The organism is Janthinobacterium sp. 17J80-10 (genome assembly GCF_004114795.1).
Lineage (GTDB): Bacteria > Pseudomonadota > Gammaproteobacteria > Burkholderiales > Burkholderiaceae_D > Paucimonas.
Map to the genome: position 1 here is coordinate 662,410 of NZ_CP035311.1, position 19,299 is coordinate 681,708.

Here is a 19,299-nt window from a genome sequence, read left to right on the forward strand (position 1 = left end):
GCAAGTCCGTTCATCAACACTTATAATCCCCCACCATGAGCAATCGTATACTCGGGCACTTCCAGGAAAGCGCCGAACTGAAAATCCAGGCCGCCTCGGCATTGGTGCAACCAATTGCACAAGCTGTGGAACTTATGTTTGCGGCATTGTCTAATGGAAACAAGATACTCGCGTGCGGCAACGGCGGCGCGTCGGCCCACGCCCAGTATTTCGCAGCTGCCTTGGTGGGCCGCTTCGAGCGCGAACGCCTGCCCTTGCCGGCGATGGCACTTGGCGCAGATGCCGCAGTCTTGACGGCGGTGGGCAATGATGCCGGCTTCCACGAGGTCTACAGCAAGCAGGTGCAGGCCTTCGGCCAGCCAGGCGATGTGTTGCTGGTGATATCCGGCAGCGGTGACATGGCCAACCTCAGCGCCGCAGTCGATACCGCTCTCGAACGCGAAATGCGGGTGGTCGCGCTGACCGGCAGGGATGGCGGCGCCATCGGCAAGCAAATCAGCGATGCCGATGTGCATATCTGCGTGCCGCATGAGCGCGCCGCGCGGGTGCTGGAAGTGCATTTACTGACGATTCACTGTTTATGCGACGGTATTGACGTCGCGCTTTTTGGAGGAGATACGGATGATTGAATGGAAAGCGATGCGACGGCCACTGGCCGCAGCCCTGTTGTGCGGCATGGTGGCCACCGGTTTGCAAGGCTGCCTGGCATTGGCTGCGGGCGGCACGGTGGTGGGCACGCTGTCGGCAACCGATCGCCGCACGCTGGGCGCGCAGACCGAGGATCGCGGCATCATGCTGAAGGGTGAGACCCGGATCGGCAAGCTGGTAGGGGATGCCGGTCATGTCAACGTCAACAGCTTCAACCGCAAGGTGCTCCTGACTGGCGAAGTGCGCGATGCGCAGATGCGGGATGCCGCCGAGCGCGAAATCGCTGCGGTGGAAGGCGTTGCCGCGGTGGTCAACGAACTGGAAATCGCTGCCCTGTCCAGCCTGACTTCGCGCTCCAACGATTCCCTCATCACCGGCAAGGTCAAGGCCTCCTTCGTCGACGCCAAGGATTTGTTTGCCAATTCCTTCAAGGTCGTCACCGAGCGCGGCACTGTCTACCTGATGGGCCGGGTGACTGAACGTGAAGCCACGCGTGCAGCCCAGGTTGCTGCCGGGGTGTCAGGCGTGCGCAAGGTAATCAAGGTGTTCGATTACATCAGCGAAGACGAACTCAAACAGATGTCGATGTCGAACCAGCCGCAAACAAGATAATCCGGCGGTCCGTAGCAAGGAGCGAGCATGCGTCGTAGATTTCTCAGGCATTTCATTGTCGGCGTCTTGGCGCTGGCTGGCAGCGCCGGCGTGTCGGCCGCTGCGCCGGCACCGGTGCAGGCAGCCGGGCAAGTGAAGGTGGTTTACCACCTGGTGGAAGGCAATAGCCAGGCGCAGCGCGCTTTGGGCAATATCCGCAACCATTTGCGTGCCGCCCCCCAGGACAGGATTGTCGTCGTCGCGCATGGCGAAGGCATCCGCTTCCTGCTCAAAGAGGCCGTGGATCGCAATGGCAAGCCTTTTGACGATGATGTGGCGGCGCTGGCTGCCCGGGGCGTCGAGTTCCGTGTCTGCCGCAACACGCTGGCCTCGCACGACGTGTCTGCCGAGCGCCTGTTGCCGCAAGCCAGCCTGGTGGAATCCGGCGTGGCGGAAGTTGCGCGGTTGCAGGCTCAGGAAGGCTTCGTTTACCTGCGTCCCTAGCCGGCTGGCAAGCACGGGCGGAACGACACCGCTATAATCAGCCGTTCCCGCCGATTTCCGCACTCAACGATCATGCAAACCCATTCCCCAAGCCCATTGCCAAAAGTTGTCTGGATCAAGCTGCTTGCCGGATTGATAGTGGTTGCCCTGGCGGTGGCCGGATATTTTGCATTTTTCAGTCAGCACAAAGCGCCGGATGTTACTTTTGTCGATTTGCAGGGCAACAAGCTGAGCACGCAAGAGTTGCGCGGCAAAGTCGTCATGGTGAATTTCTGGGCCACCAGTTGCACGACTTGCGTCAAGGAAATGCCGCAAATGGTCGAGACCTATAAAAAATACCAGGGCCGCGGCCTGGAATTCGTCGCCGTGGCAATGAGTTACGATCCACCCAACTACGTCGTCAACTTTGTCCAGACCCGCCAGTTGCCTTTCAAGGTTGCATTGGATGTCGAGGGCAAGCTGGCCAAGTCCTTTGGCGATGTGCAACTGACTCCCACCACGTTCGTGATCGACAAGGATGGGCATATCGTCAAGCGCTACCTTGGTGAACCTGACTGGAAGGGCTTGCATGCCCTGCTCGAGCAGTCGCTCACCTGAAGTCTTGCAAGGGTGACGGCGTATGCGCCGTATGCCTTCCAGCCTTGCCGCGCAGTCAACGATGTTGACCGCGCGGCAAGGCTGTTTACTGCATCAATAAAAACATAGAACCTTCTGGCAACAATGCTACAATGAACATTATCAATTTAACATTTTCGCAGTGAAATGTTAATTCGTTATCTTACTCGCCGCGAGTGATCAAGCACGCATGACTGGCGCCACCCCCTCCCTACCCAACAGTGCCAGTTTCCGGCAGAGATTACTTGCTGGCATGACTGTGCTGGGCTTGCTGGTGGCGGGAGCGTTGGCCTGGAAAATTTACGCTTCGGATGCGGAGCGGCAGCGGATCGCCAAGGCGCAGACGCAAAGTCTGGTCAAGGCCGTCGAAGAGCATGTCCTGCATACGATCCAGCTGGCGGATATTTCCCTGAATGGTTTTGCCAATGCCATCAAGGCAATGCCGTCCAGCCAGCGTGGATCCGCAACGGTCGTCGGCGCGCTGCTGGCAGCCAATGGGGCAAGTTTTTCTGCCAAATTCCAGGTCCTTTTTATCGATGCCGACGGCATCGCCTTGGCTGCCTCCGATCCGGTGCTTGTGCACAGCACCTCACACGCCCATCGCGATTATTTTCAGTTTCACCGCAGGCGCGACGCCGGCAATGGCCTGTATGTCGGCAAGCCGGTGATTGCCAGGGAGGATGGTCGACGCGTATTTTTTCTGAGCCGCCGCGTAGAATCGGCTGAAGGAAAGTTCGTTGGCGTGATTGTGGCGCGCATGGATGCCAGCCGTCTTGCCGCCGTGTTCGACAGCATGCGTTCCAGCCAGTATGCCTCGGTGGTGCTGGCGCACAGGGGCGGCGCCATCATTGCCCGCGCACCGCACTTCGAGCAAACCTTTGCCGCCGGCGTCGCCCAGACCGATCTGTTCGAGCGCACGGCGGGGGCGCCTGCCGGCAGCGGTATATCCTCGGGAACGCTGGATGGCCAGACGCGGTTTTACAGCTATCGCGCGCTCGAAGACATGCCGCTACTGGTGTCGGTCAGTATTGCCAGCCGCGAGTGGGAAGAAGCCTTGCGGCGCGATGTACGGATCGGCCTGGCTGGACTGGTACTGATGGCGGCGCTGATGTTTGGTGGCGGAACCCTCGCGGTGCGTTCGTATGCCCGCCTGGAGCGCAGTGAAAACAGTTATCGCAGACTATATTCATCACTGCGCGATGGGGTCGTGCTCATCGATTGCGCCGATTGCATCGCCGAATGCAATGATGCGTTCCTGGAAATTGTCGGCTATGACGCACAAGACATTATCGGCAGCGACTTTTTGCCGTGGTCGCCCGACCAGTGGCGCACGGGCGGAGCGCGCAAAGAGCAGGATTTGAACACGCTGGATCAGTATGAAAAGGAATGCCGGCGCAAAACTGGCGAAACGATTTACCTGAACATCAAGCTATGGCCGATCAATTACAGTGTCGGTGGCAACGCCCTCATGATGCTGGCGCTGGTGCGCGACGTTACCGACCAAAAGCGTACGCAGAACGCCTTGCGCCAGGCGCATGACGATCTGGAGGTCAAGGTGCTGCAGCGTACTGCGGCGCTGGTACGCACCAATGAAAAGCTCAAGACGGAAATCTCCGAGCGCAAGCTGGTCGAGGAAGAGCTGCGCAAATCCAAGGACGTGTTGCAGCAGTTGAGTGCGCACCAGGAGCGCATCAAGGAGATCGAGCGCAAGCGCATTGCACGGGAAATTCACGACGATCTGGGGCAAAGCCTGCTCGCCTTGCGCATCGACGTCTCGATGATGCACGCGCGTACGGCAGAAACGCATCCGAAGCTGCATCGCAAAGCCAACACGGTGCTGGAAAACATCGACGGCGCCATCCGCTCGGTCAAGTCCATCATCAACAACCTGCGTCCGGCCACGCTGGAGCTAGGCCTCGACGCTGCCATCGAGTGGCAGGTCAAGGAGTTCGAGCGCATCAGCGGGATTCGCTGCCATCTCACCCTCGATACCACGGGTATTTGCTTTGATCGCGATGACGAACGCGCGCTGGCACTATTTCGTATTTTGCAGGAGTCGCTGACCAATATTGCCCGGCACGCCCAGGCAAGCGCGGTCACCGTTATGTTACGCGTTACCGGCAGCCGCCTGTGCCTGCGCGTGACCGACAACGGGATCGGAATACAGCCGGCTGCCGGCGCCAAGCCGAATGCATTCGGCTTGGTGGGCATGCGCGAGCGCATCCATTCGCTCGGCGGTGCGCTGGATATTGAAAGCGGTGCCGGTCACGGCACGGTCATCACGGTATACCTGGAAATCAGAAAAGACCTCGTTGCTCGAACGAGTTGACCCGGATTGCTCAGTGGCGTCCGCGCATGCGGCGCGTGGTATCTCCCGGCCAGTCCTCGTCCCCCGCTGCGGAAATATCTTCTTCGACGTCTTCGCCAAATTGTTCCAGTCCATGGCTGTAGACGGCCGAGCCGATGCTGATGAACCGATAGAATTCATCCTCGCTCAAACGGTCCGAGACATCAGCCAGCATTTGTGCCATGAGATCGGAAATGCTCAACAGGTCGGTCTGGGTGCTTTGATGGTTCCTGCGCATCATGAGCGCAAGTATCTGCGACTTGTTCATGGTGTCTCCTCGGGCTCGGGTAAATTATTAGTATAGGAGCCATTCTGGATCAGGCAAGCAGAACGAAGTTTGATGTTCGACGAATTCCGGCGACGGCTATTTGGAATTGTTTTAAAGTAACAATTTTTGGAGGAAAACCGATCGTCCTGGCTGGCTCCCCACGCCGGATAGCGAAGCGGGCAGGGTGGAATTTCAGGCCGGCATGCGGCATGTGACGGCTACGCGCTGACTTGGCATTGCATCGGCTGGCGCTGCGCCAGGTAATGTCGCAATATCGCCTGCTCGACTTTCACACGCTCATTCGGCCTGCAGGTATAGCGCAACGACAGCGTCGCTTGCTTGACGTCGTTCAGTTGCAGGATCACTTTTGGCTCAGCCGAGGGCAAGTCCACCATTTCGCGCGATTCGATGCGCTGGAGGTGGGCATCGGCTTCTGCCATCCAGGCCGCACAGACTTCATGTGCGGCTTTCAGCAGCGCCTGTTCGAGGGCGATCAGGTCTTCCGCCGGATCGGCCACGACTTTCAGCAGGTGCACGACATAGGCGCCCGTGGCCGTCAGGTTGCGCAAGGGCTTGACCAGGAGGAGCGAGTGCGGCAGCGTCACGGTACGGCTGGTGACCTGGCTGCCTTCCTGCGCTTCCGACAGCGTGGTGGTGAGCAGGTCCGTGTCGATCACGCGTCCTGAAATGCCGTCGAGCTCAATGAAGTCGCCTACCCGGTACAGGCGCGACACTGTCAGGAAGGCCGAGCCGAGCAGGTTGGCCAGGAATTCCTTGCTGATGATGAGCATCGCGCCGGCCACAGCCGCCAGCGACAGCGCCGCGCCGGCAATCTTGGATGCCCAGATCGTGCCGACCACGATCACCGCCGCGAGCAATACCAGGTTTTTCAGCAACACGAAGTTGCCGCGCCGGCGCGCCAGCTCCACGCTGTCGCCGGCATACAGGCGGGCATGCTTCTGGATCAGTTTCATCACAAAGATCGTGATGAACAGGGTGACGAGAGTGGCGATGATGCGCCCCATTTCGTAGCGGCCGAGGAATTCAAATTCAGTCATGTGTTTTTTCAGGGGCGGATGGCGCCATGGATTGCCGTTTCAAGTGGTTGACCAGGAGTTTTGCCGCAACCGGCAATGCGTCGAAGGAGCGCACGCAGATTTTCAGTTCACGCCTGGCCCAGGGCTCGGTCAGGGGAATGGCGCGCAGGCGCAAGGTCCTGGTATATGTTTTGGCAACGCCTTCCGGCAGGATGCCGATGCCCAGGCCCGACCCCACCATCAGGCACAGGGCGTCATAGCTGGTCACCTGGATGCTGAAGCGCACCAGGCGCCCAAGCTCGCTGGCGGCATTTTGCAACTGCAGGTTGATGGTGCTGCCGGTATGTAAGCCCACATAATCGTACTCGAGCGTATCGGCAAACGAAATAGTCTTGCGCGCCGCCAGCGGATGGTCGGCCGGGGTGATCAGCACCAGCTTGTCTTCATGGTAGGGAAAGACTTCCAGCTGATGGCCATGCGGCTGCATGATGAAGATGCCGATATCGGCGGCGTTTTCGGCGACTGCCTTGGTGACGGCCGTGCTGATTTTCTCTTCCAGGTTGACCTGGATTTGCGGATATTCGGCCAGGAAGGATTTGATCTCGCCCGGCAGAAACTGGGTGATCGCGGAAATATTGGCGAAGATCCGCACATGCCCGCGCATGCCGCTGGCGTATTCCTGCATCTGCACCGCGATGTCATCGAGTTCGTGCAGGGCGCGCCGCGCCAGTCCCAGCAGGGCAATGCCGGCCGCGGTCGGCTCGATGCCCTTGTTGGTGCGGTTCAAAAGTTGCGTGCGCAGTTGGGATTCGAGTTCGCTGATCCGCTTGCTGACGGCAGCCGCGGCGATGTGCTCGCGTTCGGCGGCCGCCGCGATGGTGCCTTCTTCCAGCACGGCGATAAACAATTGCAATGAAATTGGATCAAGTCGCAGCATGGCGCGCAATTCCCGATGGAGTTCATATTGCTGCAGCACAACGCATGCAGCACGACAGCTGGAGGCAGGGTAGCGCCGAGTAACGATCACGGTCATGCCCACAGCGCATTATGCCATCGAGTAAGTTTCATTATGGTACCGACGCTAGTGTCCAAAGGCCATTGCCAGTTTCTGAAAGGCCGTGACCAGGGGCGTCGCTGCATCGTTGCGGCTGGCCAGCATCAATTGCATGACGGCCGAGGCACCCGAGATCGGCCGGTAACAAACGCCCTTGATGCGGATGCACTTGAACGACTCGGGCAGGATCGAGATGCCGCAGCCTGCGGCGACCAGGCCGATGATGATCGACGGCTCGCGCGCTTCCATGGCGATCTTTGGCGAAAAGCCGGCTTCGCGACACAGGCGCAGGATTTGCGGATACGTGCCGGTGCCGACATCTTGCAGGAACATCACAAATGCTTCTTCCGCCAGGTCGCTGATCGTGATCGTCGCCTTTCGGGCGAGGCGGTGATTGACTGGCGCAACCAGGGTCAGCGGATCGTGCTGCAGGGTGGTCAGGCTGATCCCTCGCGGAATTTCGGCGGCCGGCGGGCGGATGAAGCCGATATCGAGCTGACGCTGGTCCATGGCGTCGATCTGCCGCATCGTCACCATTTCCTTCAGGGTGAGCGTGACATTCGGAAATTGCTTGCGGTACGCGTTGATCACGCTGGGAAAAAGCGGCATGAACAGCGTCGACGGTGTAAAGCCGATGCGCAATTCGCCAATCTCGCCGCGTTCGGCCCGCCGCGCCGTGTCGGTGGCGGCTTCGGCCAGCGCCAGGATGCGGCGCGCGTCTTGCAAAAACAGTTTGCCGGCTTCGGTCAGGCGCACCCACCGGCGCGACCGGTCCAGCAGCCGGGCGCCGACTTCCTGCTCCAGCGCCTGGATTTGCTGGCTCAGGGGCGGCTGGCCGATGTGCAGCCGCTCGGCGGCGCGGGTGAAGTGCAACTCTTCCGCGACCGCGACGAAATAGCGTAAATGGCGCAGTTCCATTTTTCTGTTATCTGTTTTAAATATAAAGAGTGCTTCTAATATATATTGGACTGAATGAGACGGCAAATCTACGATGGCGGTGTCGCACCTCAAAACACCAAGGAAACACATGGAAGTCCCCTCCATCGCCATGCCATCGGCACGCATTCGCGCCGGCACGCGGGAATTTCGGAAATCCAACCGTGCCATGTTCCTTGGGGGCTTTTCAACGTTTGCCTTGCTGTATTGTGTGCAACCCCTGCTGCCGTTGTTTGCGCGGGAGTTTGCGCTGTCGCCGATGCAAAGCAGTTGGGCCTTGTCGGCGTCCACCGGCGCGCTGGCAATCTGTCTGCTGGCTGCCAGCGCGGCATCGGACCGCATCGGCCGCAGGGGCCTGATGTGCCTGGCGTTGATCGTGTCTGCCGTGCTCAATATCGCCTGCGCCCTGGTGCACGACTTTGCGCAACTGCTGGTGCTGCGGGCACTGTTGGGGCTGACGCTGGCCGGTGTGCCGGCCGTGGCGCTGGCCTATCTTGGCGAAGAAATCGACCCGCCTTCGCTCGGCTATGCCATCGGCTTGTATATCGCCGGTACGGCCCTGGGCGGCATGACCGGCAGGGTCGCCACAGCCTTTCTGAGCGACTATCTGTCATGGCGCGCCGCGATGGCCATCATCGGCTGTGCGACATTGCTGGCGGCGGCCGAATTCTGGCGCAGCCTGCCGCCGTCGAGGCATTTCAAGCCGGGCGTACTGAACCCGCAAGCGCTCCTGAGTGGCGCGCGCCAGCATTTTCAGGATGGCGGGCTGCCATGGTTTTTTTGCCTGGCGTTCCTGTTGATGGGCTGCTTCGTCAGCCTCTACAACTATCTCGGCTTTCGCCTGGCGGATGCGCATTTCGGCTTGAGCCACAGCGAGGTCAGTCTGATTTTCGCGCTCTATCTGATGGGCATGTTCAGCTCGGTCTGGATGGGCAGGCTCGCTGACCGCTTTGGCCGGCGCAGTGTATTGTGGACCGTGATTGCCGTCATGCTGGCAGGCTTGCTGCTGACCCTGTCCGATTCGCTGGCGCTGATCGTTGCCGGCATCGCGTTGTTTACCTTCGGTTTCTTTGGCGGCCATTCCATCGCCAGCAGCTGGGTAGGGCGGCGCGCCAGGGCGCCGGCAGCGCTGGCGTCGGCCCTGTACCTGTCCTTCTATTATCTTGGGTCGAGCCTGGTGGGGTCGTTTTCCGGCTTCATGTGGCAAAGCCGGGGCTGGGATGGCGTGGTCGCAGTGCTGTCAGCGTGCCTGGCCCTGTCATTGCTGGTGGCCTTGCGCCTGCGCAAGCTGGCGCCGCTCGCTGCCTGATGTGCCATCGCGTTTCGCGATGGCAGCCTCGCAAATGATTGCTTTTTCCGACACGCGCGCATTCGTATGATGCATCTATCGTAACCGGGCATTACCTGCCTGGGCTTGATGGGACATCGACAATTCGCCATGACTGAGCAAACCAATCCAAGCAACAATACGCCGGCACCATTGCAGGGCGTCAAGGTCGTCGAGATCGGCACGCTGATCGCCGGCCCGTATGCCGCCAGCCTCCTGGCCCAGTTCGGCGCGGAAGTGATCAAGATCGAGTCCCCCACCGATGGCGATCCGTTGCGCAAGTGGCGCAAGCTGCACAACGGCACATCGCTCTGGTGGTATTCGCAAAGCCGCAACAAGAAATCCGTCACGCTCAACCTGAAGTCGGCAGAGGGCCAGCAGATCGTGCGCGACCTGGTCAAGGATGCCGACATCGTGATCGAGAATTTCCGTCCGGGCACCCTGGAAGGCTGGGGGCTGGGCTGGGAACAGCTCTCCAAGATCAACCCTTCCCTGATCATGGTGCGCGTCTCCGGCTATGGCCAGACGGGCCCGTATCACAAGCGCCCCGGCTTCGCGGCAATCGCCGAATCGATGGGCGGCCTGCGCGGCCTGGTCGGTTATCCGGACCGTCCGCCGGTGCGCGTGGGCGTGAGCATCGGCGACACCCTGGCGTCCTTGTATGGTGTGATCGGTGCGATGATGGCCATGCACCACCTGAAGGTCAATGGCGGCACCGGCCAGTTCATCGACGTGGCCCTGTACGAAGCCGTGTTCGGCGTGATGGAAAGCCTGATTCCGGAATATTCCGCTTTCGGCTATGTGCGCGAGCGCACCGGCTCCAGCCTGCCCGGCATTGCCCCCTCGAATACCTACCTGTGTCGCGATGGTCGTTACGTCATCATTGCCGGCAATGGCGATGGCATTTTCAAGCGCCTCATGCAGGCCATGGGCCGCGCCGACCTGGCGGAAGATCCTGCCCTGGCGCGCAACGACGGCCGCGTGCAGCAGGTCGACATGCTCGACCAGGCTATTTCCGACTGGACTGGCCGGCACGATCTGGAAGAGGTTTTGCAAGTGCTGGAAGCCGCGGATGTGCCGAGCGGGCGCGTGTTTGATGCCGCCGATATCCACAAGGATCCGCATTACCGCGCGCGCGACATGATCCAGCCCTTCACTCTGCCGGACGGCAAGGAAGTCGAGTTGCCGGGCGTGGTGCCCAAGCTGTCGGCGACACCGGGCAAGACCAACTGGGTGGGGCCGGAACTGGGCCAGCATACCGACGAGGTCCTGAAGTCGCTCGGCAAGAGCGCCGAGGAAATTGCCGCGCTGCGCGCCCAGGGCGTCATCTGATCTGGTGACGGCATCCATCGCACAAAACGCACAATAGGAAACACCATGTTGTCTGCACATCTGCCCAAGCGGGTCCAAATCAACGACGTCGCCGTGCGCGACGGCTTCCAGAGCGAGCCGGCCTTCGTGCCGACCGAGGAAAAGATCAGGCTGATCGACCGCCTGTCGCTAACCGGCCTGGCCAAGATCGAGGTGACATCCTTCGTCTCGCCCAAGGCTATTCCCAATCTGCGCGACGCCGCCGAAGTCATGCAGGGCATCACACGCGTTGCCGGCGTCACCTACGTTGCGCTGGTGCCCAATGAACGCGGCTGCGAGCGCGCGCTGGAAGCGAAGGTCGATGAAATCAACCTGGTGATGTCGATCGGCGAAACCCATAACCTGGCCAACATGCGCATGACCTGCGAACAGTCGCTGGAACAGTTCCGCGGCGTCATGCGCCTGCTGCAGGGCAGCGCCATGCGCGTCAATGGCACCGTGGCGACTGCCTTCGGCTGCCCCTTCGACGGCGAGCAGCCGGTGTACCGCGCACTGTGGGCGGCGGAGCAGTATCTCGGCATGGGCATGCACAGCATCACGCTGGCCGACACTACCGGCATGGCGCATCCCAGGCAGGTCGAGCAAACCACGCGCGCCTTTCGCGATGCCTTCCCGGAGGTGCCGCTGACCCTGCATTTCCACAATACCCGCGGCATGGGCCTGGCCAATGCGCTGGCTGGCGCAGTTGCCGGCGCCACCAGCTTCGACGCTTCGCTGGGCGGCATCGGCGGCTGTCCCTTTGCGCCCGGCGCCACCGGTAATATCTGCACCGAAGACCTGGTGCACATGTTCGAGTCCTGCGGCGTGGCCACCGGGGTAGACCTGGATGCCTTGCTGGCGATAGCGCGCGATCTGCCGGCCATCGTCGGCCACGACGTGCCGGGGCAGGTGATGCGAAGCGGCAAGCGCACTGAGCTGTCTGCGCGCCCGCAAGCTTAAGACGGATAAACACATACGAGGATGAGACAAATGCAACTGCGCGACCCTTCCCTGCTGCGGCAGCAGGCATACATCGGCGGCGAATGGCGTGATGCCGCTTCTGGCGCCACCCTGGCCGTGACCAATCCGGCCGACGGCAGTGCGCTGGGCAGCGTGCCCGACATGGGGCAGGCCGAAACCCGCGAGGCGATCGCTGCTGCCGAACGTGCCTTGCCGGCATGGCGCGCGAAAACAGGCAAGGAACGCGGCGCCATCCTGCGCCGCTGGTACGACCTGATCCTGCAAAATACCGATGACCTGGCGTTGCTGATGACGCTGGAGCAAGGCAAGCCGCTGGCCGAAGCGCGCGGCGAAATCGCCTATGCGCTGTCATTCGTCGAATGGTTCGCCGAAGAAGCCAAGCGCGTCTATGGCGACGTTTTGCCATCCACCCGCGGCGACCAGCGCCTGCTGGCGTTTCGCCAGCCGATCGGCGTGTGCGCGGCGATCACCGCCTGGAATTTCCCCAGTGCCCTGGTGACCCGGAAAGTCACGCCGGCGCTGGCTGCCGGTTGCACGGTGGTGCTCAAGCCCGCGGAACTCACGCCCTATTCGGCGCTGGCGCTGGCGGCGCTGGCCGAACAAGCTGGCCTGCCGCCAGGCGTCTTCAATATCGTCACCGGCAACCCCGTGGCAATCGGCGGCGAACTGACGTCCAATCCGACGGTGCGCAAGCTGACCTTTACCGGGTCGACCCCGACCGGCCGCCTGCTGATGCAGCAAAGCGCAGCGAACATCAAGAAGCTGTCGCTGGAGCTGGGCGGCAATGCGCCCTTCATCGTGTTCGACGATGCTGACCTGGATGCCGCCCTCGAGGGGCTGATGCAGTCCAAGTTCCGCAACGCCGGCCAGACCTGCGTCTGCGCCAACCGCGTCTATGTGCACGAGGCCGTGTATGACGACTTTGCCGCGCGCCTGGCCAGGCGTGTGGCTACTCTCCGCGTCGGCAACGGTCTTGAAGACGGCGTCGAGCAGGGGCCGCTGATCGATGGCCGCGCCTTGCAGAAAGTGCAGCGCCTGGTGGGCGATGCAGTTGAGAAGGGTGCGCAGCTGCATGTCGGGGGCAACCCGCATGCGCTGGGTGGCACCTACTTCGAGCCGAGCGTGATCGGCCCGGTCACCCCGGCCATGGAAATCGCCCGGGAAGAAATTTTCGGCCCGGTGGTGGCGCTGTTTCGCTTCCGCAGCGAAGCCGAAGTCATCGCCATGGCCAATGACACCGAATCCGGCCTGGCCGCCTACTTCTACAGCGAAAACCTGGCGCGCGTCTGGCGCATGATGGAAGCGCTGGAATACGGCATGGTCGGCGTCAACACCGGCATGATTTCCAACGAGGTCGGGCCGTTCGGCGGCATCAAGGAATCCGGCCTGGGACGCGAGGGATCCAAGTACGGCATCGAGGAATTCATGGAGCTGAAATACGCCTGCCTGTCGGGCAATTTCACAGCCGCCGCATAAGCCGGCGCACAAGCACCAGACGGAGACAAGCACGACCATGACACAAGCAGCAAGCAATCCTTCCGAAACCTTCGATTACGTCATCGTCGGTTCGGGCGCCGCCGGCGCCATCCTCGCCAATCGCCTGTCCGAAGATGGCAAGGCGACTGTCTGCCTGCTGGAAGCAGGCTCGGCCGACTGGCATCCCTATATCCACATTCCGGCCGGCTTCATCAAGACGCTGTTCAATCCGGCATGGACCTGGCAGTTCCAGAGCGAACCCACCGACATGACCAACGGTCGCCGCATTCCGCTGCCGCAGGGGCGCGTTCTGGGCGGCTCGACCTCGATCAACGGCCTGGTGTACAACCGCGGCCAGCGCAACGATTTCGACCAGTGGGCGCAACTGGGCAACGCCGGCTGGAGTTATGCCGAAGTGCTGCCGTATTTCAAGCGCACGGAACGCCGCAGCGGCGGTGACGACCGCTACCGCGGGCGCACCGGCGCATTGCCGATCTCCGACATCGAATGGATCCATCCGATCAGCGAAGCCTTCATTGCCGGCGCCGAGTCACTGGGCATCCCGCGCAACCCGGATTACAACGGCGCCGAACAGGCTGGCGTCGGCTATTACCAGCGCACCATCCAGGGCCGCTGGCGCATGAGCACTTCGCGCACCTTCCTGTGGCCGGCACGCTCGCGCAGCAACCTGTCCATCAAGACCAATGCGCAGGCGATCCAGATTCTGCTGGACGGCAAGCGCGCCACCGGCGTGCGTTACATGAAGAACCGCGAACTCGCCAGCGCCCGTGACGTGCTGGCGCGGCGCGAAGTGATCATCTGCGCCGGCGCCATCAACACCCCCAAGCTGCTGCAGCTCTCCGGCATCGGTCCGGAAGCGCTGCTGCGCGACATCGGCGTGCCGGTGCGTCATCACTTGCCCGGCGTCGGCGCCAACCTGAGCGACCATTTCTCGGTGCGCCTGGTGGCGCGCGTCAAGAACATCGGCACCATGAACGAAATGGTCAGCGGCCTCGGCCTGGGTGGCCAGATTGCCCGCTGGCTGCTGGGGCGTCCCAACATCCTGGCGCTGAGTCCGTCGCTGGTGCATTTCTTCTGGAAATCGAAAGAGGGCCTGGCGCTGCCCGACCTGCAAGGCGTGTTTTCGCCGGCCAGCTACAAGGAAGGTTATGTCGGCATGCTCGACAGCTTTCCCGGCATGACGGCCGGGGTCTGGCAGCACCGGCCAGACAGCCGCGGCTATGTGCACGCGCGTTCGGCCGACGTCTTTGCCGACCCGCTTATCCAGGCGAACTATCTGCAGGACCCGCGTGACCGCGAAGTGCTGGTCAACGGCATCCGCCTGGCGCGGCGCCTGTTGCAGAGCCCGGCGCTGGCGCAGTACGTCGAATGCGAAACGCTGCCGGGGCCGGACAAGGTCGGCGACGATGAGTTGCTCGACTTTGCGCGGCGCTATGGCGTGTCTTCCTATCATTTGAACGGCACCGCGCGCATGGGACCGGCTGAGGATCCCATGGCGGTGGTGGATGCACAGTTGCGCGTGCACGGGCTGACAGGCTTGCGCGTGGCGGATTCGTCGGTCATGCCGACTATTCCCTCGGCCAATATCTGCGCCGCGACCATGATGATCGCGGAAAAGGCGGCGGACATGATCCGCGGCCGCGCTGCCCTGGCCGCAGAAGCGCTTCCGGTGGCAGCGTAGGGGACAACCGATTTAACCAGGCAGACCGGGATGCCTGCCGCAGCATTGCTGCAGGTGCAATCCGGCAATCAATCAGGCAATAACCACTTCATGGAGATGAACATGCAATTCAAACGTAAAGCAGTGGCGCTGGCAGTCGCAGCGACAACCGCCATGGGCGCAGCGGCGCCGGCCCTGGCCCAGATTTCCGGCGACACCGTCAAGATCGGCATGATCACCGACATGTCGGGCGTGTATGCCGACATTTCCGGCCAGGGCGGCATCGAAGCCATCAAGATGGCGATTGCCGACATGGGTGGCGCCATCAATGGCAAGAAAATCGAGATGGTCTATGCCGACCACTTGCAAAAGGCCGACATCGGCTCCAGCAAGGCGCGCGAATGGGTCGACCGCGACGGCGTCGACTTGCTCATGGCCGGCTCCAATTCCGCCGTCATGCTGGCGGTCGGCAAGATCGCCGCAGAAAAGAAAAAGGTCTTCCTCATCCCCGCCACCGGCACCGGCCGCATCACCAATGAGGATTGCAATCCCTACATGGTGCACTACGGTTACGACACCGTGGCAGCAGCACGCGGCACCAGTTCGGCGGTGGTCAAGCAGGGCGGCAAGAGCTGGTATTACCTGACGGCCGACTATGTCTTCGGCATGTCGCTCGAAGGCGATTCCGCCAAGGTGGTCAAGGCCAATGGCGGCACCGTGATCGGCGCGGCGCGCCATCCCCTGAATGCGTCGGACTTCTCGTCCTTCCTGATGCAGGCGCAGGCTTCCAAGGCGCAGGTGCTGGGCTTTGCCAATGCCAGCAATGACCTCGTCAGCGCCATCAAGGGCGCCAACGAATTCGGCGTGAACAAGACCATGAAGATGGCGGTGTTGCTGATGTTCATCACCGACGTGCATGCGCTGGGGCTGCAGCAGACCCAGGGCCTGTACTCGACCGACAGCTGGTACTGGGACCAGAGCCCGGAATCGCGCGCCTGGTCCAAGCGTTACTTTGCCGTGATGAAGCGCATGCCCACCGCCCTGCATGCCTCGACCTACTCGGCTGCGATGACGTACCTGAAAGCGGTCAAGACGCTGGGCACGGACGACAGCGACAAGGTCATGGCGTACCTGAAGAAAAACCCGGTCAACGACATGTACACCAGCAATGCGATGATCCGCGAGGATGGCCGCCTGATGAGCGACCTGAAGCTGATCCAGGTGAAGACGCCAGCGGAATCGAAGGCGCCGTGGGATTACTACAAGATCGTGCAGACGATTCCCGCAGCCGACGCCTTCACCACCAAGGCCGAATCCAAGTGCGCCATGTGGAAGTAATGCCGGCATGGCGTCGCGCCTGCGTCGCCCCATGAAAAATGGCACCCGCGGGGTGCCATTTTTTTCGTTCGGCCGGCCGGTGCTCGCGGGCAGGGCTGGTTATCTTCAATGCAGCTTCTTGGGGTGCAGCAGTTCCAGCAAATCGGTCTGGCCATGGATCGTTTCGCCCTTGCCCAGCGTGCGTACGAAGTTGGCCAGGCGGTCATCCTTGATGAAGCTGGCCGACGATTCCGCTTCCAGCAATCTCGCCGGATCCTGTGGCCGCGCCACGGCGAAGCCTTGCACGTAATCGACGCCGATTTCCGCCAGCGTTTGCACCGTGGCATGGTCTTCCGCCCACTCGGCAATGGTTTTCATGCCAAGGTTCATCGCCAGGTTGACGATCGCTTCCACGATGGCCACGTTGGTCGGGTGCTCGTTCATGTTGACGACGAAGCTGCCGTCGATTTTCAGTACGTCGGCAGGCAATTCCTTCAGGTAGGAGAAGGATGTATAGCCGGCGCCGAAATCATCCAGTGCGACCTTGACGCCGTAGCTGCGCACCTTGTCGATGAAGCGCCGCGTATTGTTGAGATCGTGCAGCGCGACGCTTTCGGTAATCTCGACGCACAGGCGTCCGGCGGCGCGGGGGTTATCCGCCAGCATGGCATACGCATCCTGCACGAAGCGCTCGTCGTTGAGCGATGCGCCGCTCAGGTTCATGCAGACAAAGCGGGTGCGGCTCAAGCGGTCGTAATGGCGGTCGATCCAGTCCAGCGTTGTGGACATCACCCAGCGGTCCACCACGCCGGTGCGGCCGCTGTTTTCGGCTGCCCCGATGATGCGGCCGGCCGGGATGATGCTGCCGTCGGCATTGCGCATGCGCAGCAGCACTTCGAAATTGAGCGACTCGTGCGGCGTTTTCAGCGACATGATCGGTTGCATTTCGAGGAACAGTCCTTCCAGCAGGCTGTTGCCGGAAAGGCGCTCGACCAGTTTCAGCTCGGCTTCGCGGTCATGGAACGCCTTGGCGTTTTTCTCGTACACCACCAGGCCTTCGTTATGGCCGCCCTTGGCTTCGCGGCAGGCGCGGTCGGCGTTGGCCAGGGCATCCTTGATCTGGGTGCCGGCGCTGATGTCGATCAGGCCGATGGAAACGCCGACCTGGAATGCCTTGTCGCCGATGCGGTAGGGTTCGGTGCTGACCGCGCCGATGATGCCGCGGCAAGTCCAGGCCGCCGGCTGCATGGTGGTGTTGGGCATGACGATGACGAATTCGTCGCCGCCGACCCGGCCGATAAGCTGGGTGCCGGTCAGCATGCCGGAAATGCGCTCGCACACCTGGCGCAGCACCTGGTCGCCGGTGGTGTGGCCATACAGGTCGTTGATCAGCTTGAAGCGGTCGAGATCGAGATACGCCAGTGCCAGCGGCTTGCCGTCAGCCAGTTGCGTGGTCGCGGATTCGTACATTTGCTCGATGCCGCGGCGGTTGTAGACACGGGTCAGGGGATCGTTCAGGGCCATGAAGCGCAAGTTCTCGTCCGCCTTGGATTTTTCCGTGACATCCTGCAGCCATCCCTCGATCTTGCCACGCGACAGGGCGGCCTTGACCAGGTAGCGCTTCTGCTCGCCATCGGTGCCCTGCGCACGGCTCCTGATTTCCAGCTCGGCGCCATGGCCCACATGCACCTGGTCGAGCAATTGGCTCCAGGCGCCGTGGTCAAAATATTGTCCCCACTGGTTGTATTGTGGCGCCATCACGTCGTATCCCAGCATGGCTAACAGCGCCGGGTTGGCGTTGAGGAACCGCCCCTGCAAGTCGAGGGTGAACAGGCCGATCGGCATGGCTTCATAGTTGTGGCGCAGTTCCGCCTGCGCTTCCAGCCGTTCCTGGTGCTCGCTGCGCATTTGCGCTGCCAGCGCAAGCGAGGCCAGCAGGCTTGAGGACAGCGCGGCTGTGACACTGTTGACGGTGCCGAGCATGCCTTTCCAGCCGAACGCCGCCGCCAGCACTTCGTACAGGCTCGCGCCCAGGGTGATGGCAATCGAGGCGCTGTACCAGATCGCCACCGGCGAGCGGGCGATCAGCAGGATGCGGATGAGCAGGAACACCAGCAACGGCACGCCGACCAGGGTGCTGATCCAGAACACCGGCAAAAATTTTGCATAGGGCATGATCAGCGCCAGCGGCAACAGCAACACGCAAATCCATTGCATGCCCTGCATCAGCCAGGCGTAACCCACCCTGGGTAAATCATCCCGGAACAGCGCCTTGAACAGGCTGACGGTCGCAATGAAATACACGGTGATGGTCAGCAGGCGGCTTTGCTGCATCCACTCGGGCGGAATGGTTTGCCCAAGCCACTGGAAATCCCATCCCGCCGAAAGCGCGCCGACCCGGAGATTGACCAGCAGCCAGGCCGAGAACAGCAGGTAAGTGCCGTCGCGGTTGAGCAAGGCGGTGACGAGCATGAACAGCGCCAGGACAATCATGCCGCCTTCGAGCAGTCCCGAGTGGCGGTGGAAGGCCAGCATATTGGCATTCAATTGGGCCGCAGGCCATTGCGCCACCGTCAGGCGCGCCGGCCCCACGAAACTGGCCTGGCATAGTACGCGCGAAGATTGCAGCGATGCATCGAGGCCCAGCGCGAAGCCGGCCTTCGCGCCTGCCAGCGCGCCTTGCACCTGGTTGCGGTCGGCGCGCCCGAGTTCCTGCAGGTTGTCGGCATCCCAGCAAGCGGTCTTTTGCGCATGCCGCGACGGCAGTTCGATCGCCACGGCAGGTGCGCCAGGCGTACGTTTCAAATCGAATGCAAACCAGAAGGGCGTCTCTGCCAGTTTAGTGTCAAACATGGCGGTTTCCGCCTTGCCGTCCAGGCGGGCGAGCGCTTGTTGCGGTGTCAGTTCGGCGCCGGCATCGGCGATAACCCGAAACGCCAGCGCCGTGGCGTTACCGGCAGCAGGGTAATGTGACTTCCATGCGAATGCCGCCGTCACCGACAGCAAGGCGATCAGGATCGGCAGCGCGTACGCCGCAAAGTAATACAGGATTTTGTCCAGCGCAGCCTGGACGTAGCGGTGTCGGTGCGACAGCGCTTTGAAAGCGGTAGTCATGGTTGTGGGTCCCCATCTCTACCGCATCTTAGCTTAATTTCACACTTTATTTC

At 61.6% G+C, this 19,299-nt stretch carries 16 protein-coding genes; 11 read left to right on the forward strand and 5 right to left on the reverse strand.

All coding sequences use genetic code 11. The annotated features are described in order from the left end of the window. Window positions 1-35: 35 nt before the first annotated feature. The 5 genes from EKL02_RS02860 (at window position 36) to EKL02_RS02880 (ending at window position 4,687) form a co-directional block, all read left to right on the forward strand. Complete coding sequence (locus EKL02_RS02860; protein WP_128900632.1) at window positions 36-629, forward strand: SIS domain-containing protein; 594 nt, start codon at window positions 36-38, stop codon at window positions 627-629. Then, on the forward strand, window positions 622-1,260 hold the full coding sequence (locus EKL02_RS02865; RefSeq protein WP_128900633.1) for a BON domain-containing protein: 639 nt from the start codon (window positions 622-624) through the stop codon (window positions 1,258-1,260). Before EKL02_RS02860 ends, EKL02_RS02865 begins: the two co-directional genes overlap by 8 nt. 27 nt (window positions 1,261-1,287) lie before the next feature. Further along, complete coding sequence (locus tag EKL02_RS02870) at window positions 1,288-1,743, forward strand: DsrE family protein (protein ID WP_128900634.1); 456 nt, start codon at window positions 1,288-1,290, stop codon at window positions 1,741-1,743. 72 nt (window positions 1,744-1,815) lie between these two features. Beyond that, window positions 1,816-2,340, forward strand: a complete 525-nt coding sequence (locus EKL02_RS02875; protein WP_128900635.1) for a TlpA disulfide reductase family protein — start codon at window positions 1,816-1,818, stop codon at window positions 2,338-2,340. Between the two features lie 208 nt (window positions 2,341-2,548). Further along, window positions 2,549-4,687 (forward strand): PAS domain S-box protein, encoded by a 2,139-nt coding sequence (locus EKL02_RS02880; protein ID WP_128900636.1) that lies wholly within the window; start codon window positions 2,549-2,551, stop codon window positions 4,685-4,687. 10 nt (window positions 4,688-4,697) lie between these two features. On the opposite strand, the gene EKL02_RS02885 is transcribed toward EKL02_RS02880, so the two are convergent. The 4 genes from EKL02_RS02885 to EKL02_RS02900 all read right to left on the reverse strand — a co-directional run bounded on the left by EKL02_RS02885 (window position 4,698) and on the right by EKL02_RS02900 (window position 7,982). After that, window positions 4,698-4,973, reverse strand: coding sequence for a hypothetical protein (locus EKL02_RS02885; protein ID WP_128900637.1), 276 nt, complete (start codon window positions 4,971-4,973; stop codon window positions 4,698-4,700). 218 nt (window positions 4,974-5,191) lie between these two features. Beyond that, window positions 5,192-6,031, reverse strand: a complete 840-nt coding sequence (locus tag EKL02_RS02890; protein ID WP_128900638.1) for a mechanosensitive ion channel family protein — start codon at window positions 6,029-6,031, stop codon at window positions 5,192-5,194. After that, the gene (locus EKL02_RS02895) at window positions 6,024-6,947 is read right to left on the reverse strand and encodes a LysR family transcriptional regulator (protein ID WP_206732485.1); all 924 of its coding nucleotides are present in this window, start codon (window positions 6,945-6,947) and stop codon (window positions 6,024-6,026) included. The genes EKL02_RS02890 and EKL02_RS02895 overlap by 8 nt, the downstream gene beginning before the upstream one ends. Window positions 6,948-7,091: 144 nt before the next feature. Next, on the reverse strand, window positions 7,092-7,982 hold the full coding sequence (locus tag EKL02_RS02900; protein ID WP_128900639.1) for a LysR substrate-binding domain-containing protein: 891 nt from the start codon (window positions 7,980-7,982) through the stop codon (window positions 7,092-7,094). Between the two features lie 109 nt (window positions 7,983-8,091). Here EKL02_RS02900 and EKL02_RS02905 point away from each other — a divergent pair, with 109 nt between their 5' ends. The 6 genes from EKL02_RS02905 to EKL02_RS02930 all read left to right on the forward strand — a co-directional run bounded on the left by EKL02_RS02905 (window position 8,092) and on the right by EKL02_RS02930 (window position 16,153). Then, entirely contained in the window at window positions 8,092-9,309 is a 1,218-nt protein-coding gene (locus EKL02_RS02905; RefSeq protein WP_128900640.1) for an MFS transporter, read from the forward strand. A gap of 129 nt (window positions 9,310-9,438) precedes the next feature. Further along, entirely contained in the window at window positions 9,439-10,659 is a 1,221-nt protein-coding gene (locus EKL02_RS02910; RefSeq protein ID WP_128900641.1) for a CaiB/BaiF CoA-transferase family protein, read from the forward strand. A 45-nt stretch (window positions 10,660-10,704) separates the two neighbouring features. Beyond that, window positions 10,705-11,637, forward strand: coding sequence for a hydroxymethylglutaryl-CoA lyase (locus EKL02_RS02915; protein WP_128900642.1), 933 nt, complete (start codon window positions 10,705-10,707; stop codon window positions 11,635-11,637). A 30-nt stretch (window positions 11,638-11,667) separates the two neighbouring features. Next, window positions 11,668-13,134 carry an NAD-dependent succinate-semialdehyde dehydrogenase gene (locus EKL02_RS02920; RefSeq protein ID WP_128900643.1) on the forward strand — a complete coding sequence of 489 codons (1,467 nt, stop codon included), beginning with the start codon at window positions 11,668-11,670 and terminating at the stop codon, window positions 13,132-13,134. 37 nt (window positions 13,135-13,171) lie between these two features. Then, the gene (locus EKL02_RS02925) at window positions 13,172-14,836 is read left to right on the forward strand and encodes a GMC family oxidoreductase N-terminal domain-containing protein (protein WP_128900644.1); all 1,665 of its coding nucleotides are present in this window, start codon (window positions 13,172-13,174) and stop codon (window positions 14,834-14,836) included. A gap of 102 nt (window positions 14,837-14,938) precedes the next feature. Further along, the gene (locus EKL02_RS02930) at window positions 14,939-16,153 is read left to right on the forward strand and encodes an ABC transporter substrate-binding protein (RefSeq protein WP_128900645.1); all 1,215 of its coding nucleotides are present in this window, start codon (window positions 14,939-14,941) and stop codon (window positions 16,151-16,153) included. Between the two features lie 105 nt (window positions 16,154-16,258). Here EKL02_RS02930 and EKL02_RS02935 read toward each other — a convergent pair whose 3' ends face one another. Next, the gene (locus tag EKL02_RS02935) at window positions 16,259-19,246 is read right to left on the reverse strand and encodes an EAL domain-containing protein (protein ID WP_128900646.1); all 2,988 of its coding nucleotides are present in this window, start codon (window positions 19,244-19,246) and stop codon (window positions 16,259-16,261) included. Window positions 19,247-19,299: the final 53 nt, after the last annotated feature.

What these genes read in the sequence shown, in the direction of transcription:
- EKL02_RS02925 (WP_128900644.1), top strand. Translation starts at nt 13,172, where the DNA reads ATGACACAAGCAGCAAGCAATCCTTCCGAAACCTTCGATTACGTCATC.
- EKL02_RS02900 (WP_128900639.1), bottom strand. Translation starts at nt 7,982, where the DNA reads ATGGAACTGCGCCATTTACGCTATTTCGTCGCGGTCGCGGAAGAGTTG.
- EKL02_RS02920 (WP_128900643.1), top strand. Translation starts at nt 11,668, where the DNA reads ATGCAACTGCGCGACCCTTCCCTGCTGCGGCAGCAGGCATACATCGGC.
- EKL02_RS02870 (WP_128900634.1), top strand. Translation starts at nt 1,288, where the DNA reads ATGCGTCGTAGATTTCTCAGGCATTTCATTGTCGGCGTCTTGGCGCTG.
- EKL02_RS02935 (WP_128900646.1), bottom strand. Translation starts at nt 19,246, where the DNA reads ATGACTACCGCTTTCAAAGCGCTGTCGCACCGACACCGCTACGTCCAG.
- EKL02_RS02875 (WP_128900635.1), top strand. Translation starts at nt 1,816, where the DNA reads ATGCAAACCCATTCCCCAAGCCCATTGCCAAAAGTTGTCTGGATCAAG.
- EKL02_RS02885 (WP_128900637.1), bottom strand. Translation starts at nt 4,973, where the DNA reads ATGAACAAGTCGCAGATACTTGCGCTCATGATGCGCAGGAACCATCAA.
- EKL02_RS02865 (WP_128900633.1), top strand. Translation starts at nt 622, where the DNA reads ATGATTGAATGGAAAGCGATGCGACGGCCACTGGCCGCAGCCCTGTTG.
- EKL02_RS02860 (WP_128900632.1), top strand. Translation starts at nt 36, where the DNA reads ATGAGCAATCGTATACTCGGGCACTTCCAGGAAAGCGCCGAACTGAAA.
- EKL02_RS02890 (WP_128900638.1), bottom strand. Translation starts at nt 6,031, where the DNA reads ATGACTGAATTTGAATTCCTCGGCCGCTACGAAATGGGGCGCATCATC.
- EKL02_RS02905 (WP_128900640.1), top strand. Translation starts at nt 8,092, where the DNA reads ATGGAAGTCCCCTCCATCGCCATGCCATCGGCACGCATTCGCGCCGGC.
- EKL02_RS02880 (WP_128900636.1), top strand. Translation starts at nt 2,549, where the DNA reads ATGACTGGCGCCACCCCCTCCCTACCCAACAGTGCCAGTTTCCGGCAG.
- EKL02_RS02895 (WP_206732485.1), bottom strand. Translation starts at nt 6,947, where the DNA reads ATGCTGCGACTTGATCCAATTTCATTGCAATTGTTTATCGCCGTGCTG.
- EKL02_RS02910 (WP_128900641.1), top strand. Translation starts at nt 9,439, where the DNA reads ATGACTGAGCAAACCAATCCAAGCAACAATACGCCGGCACCATTGCAG.
- EKL02_RS02930 (WP_128900645.1), top strand. Translation starts at nt 14,939, where the DNA reads ATGCAATTCAAACGTAAAGCAGTGGCGCTGGCAGTCGCAGCGACAACC.
- EKL02_RS02915 (WP_128900642.1), top strand. Translation starts at nt 10,705, where the DNA reads ATGTTGTCTGCACATCTGCCCAAGCGGGTCCAAATCAACGACGTCGCC.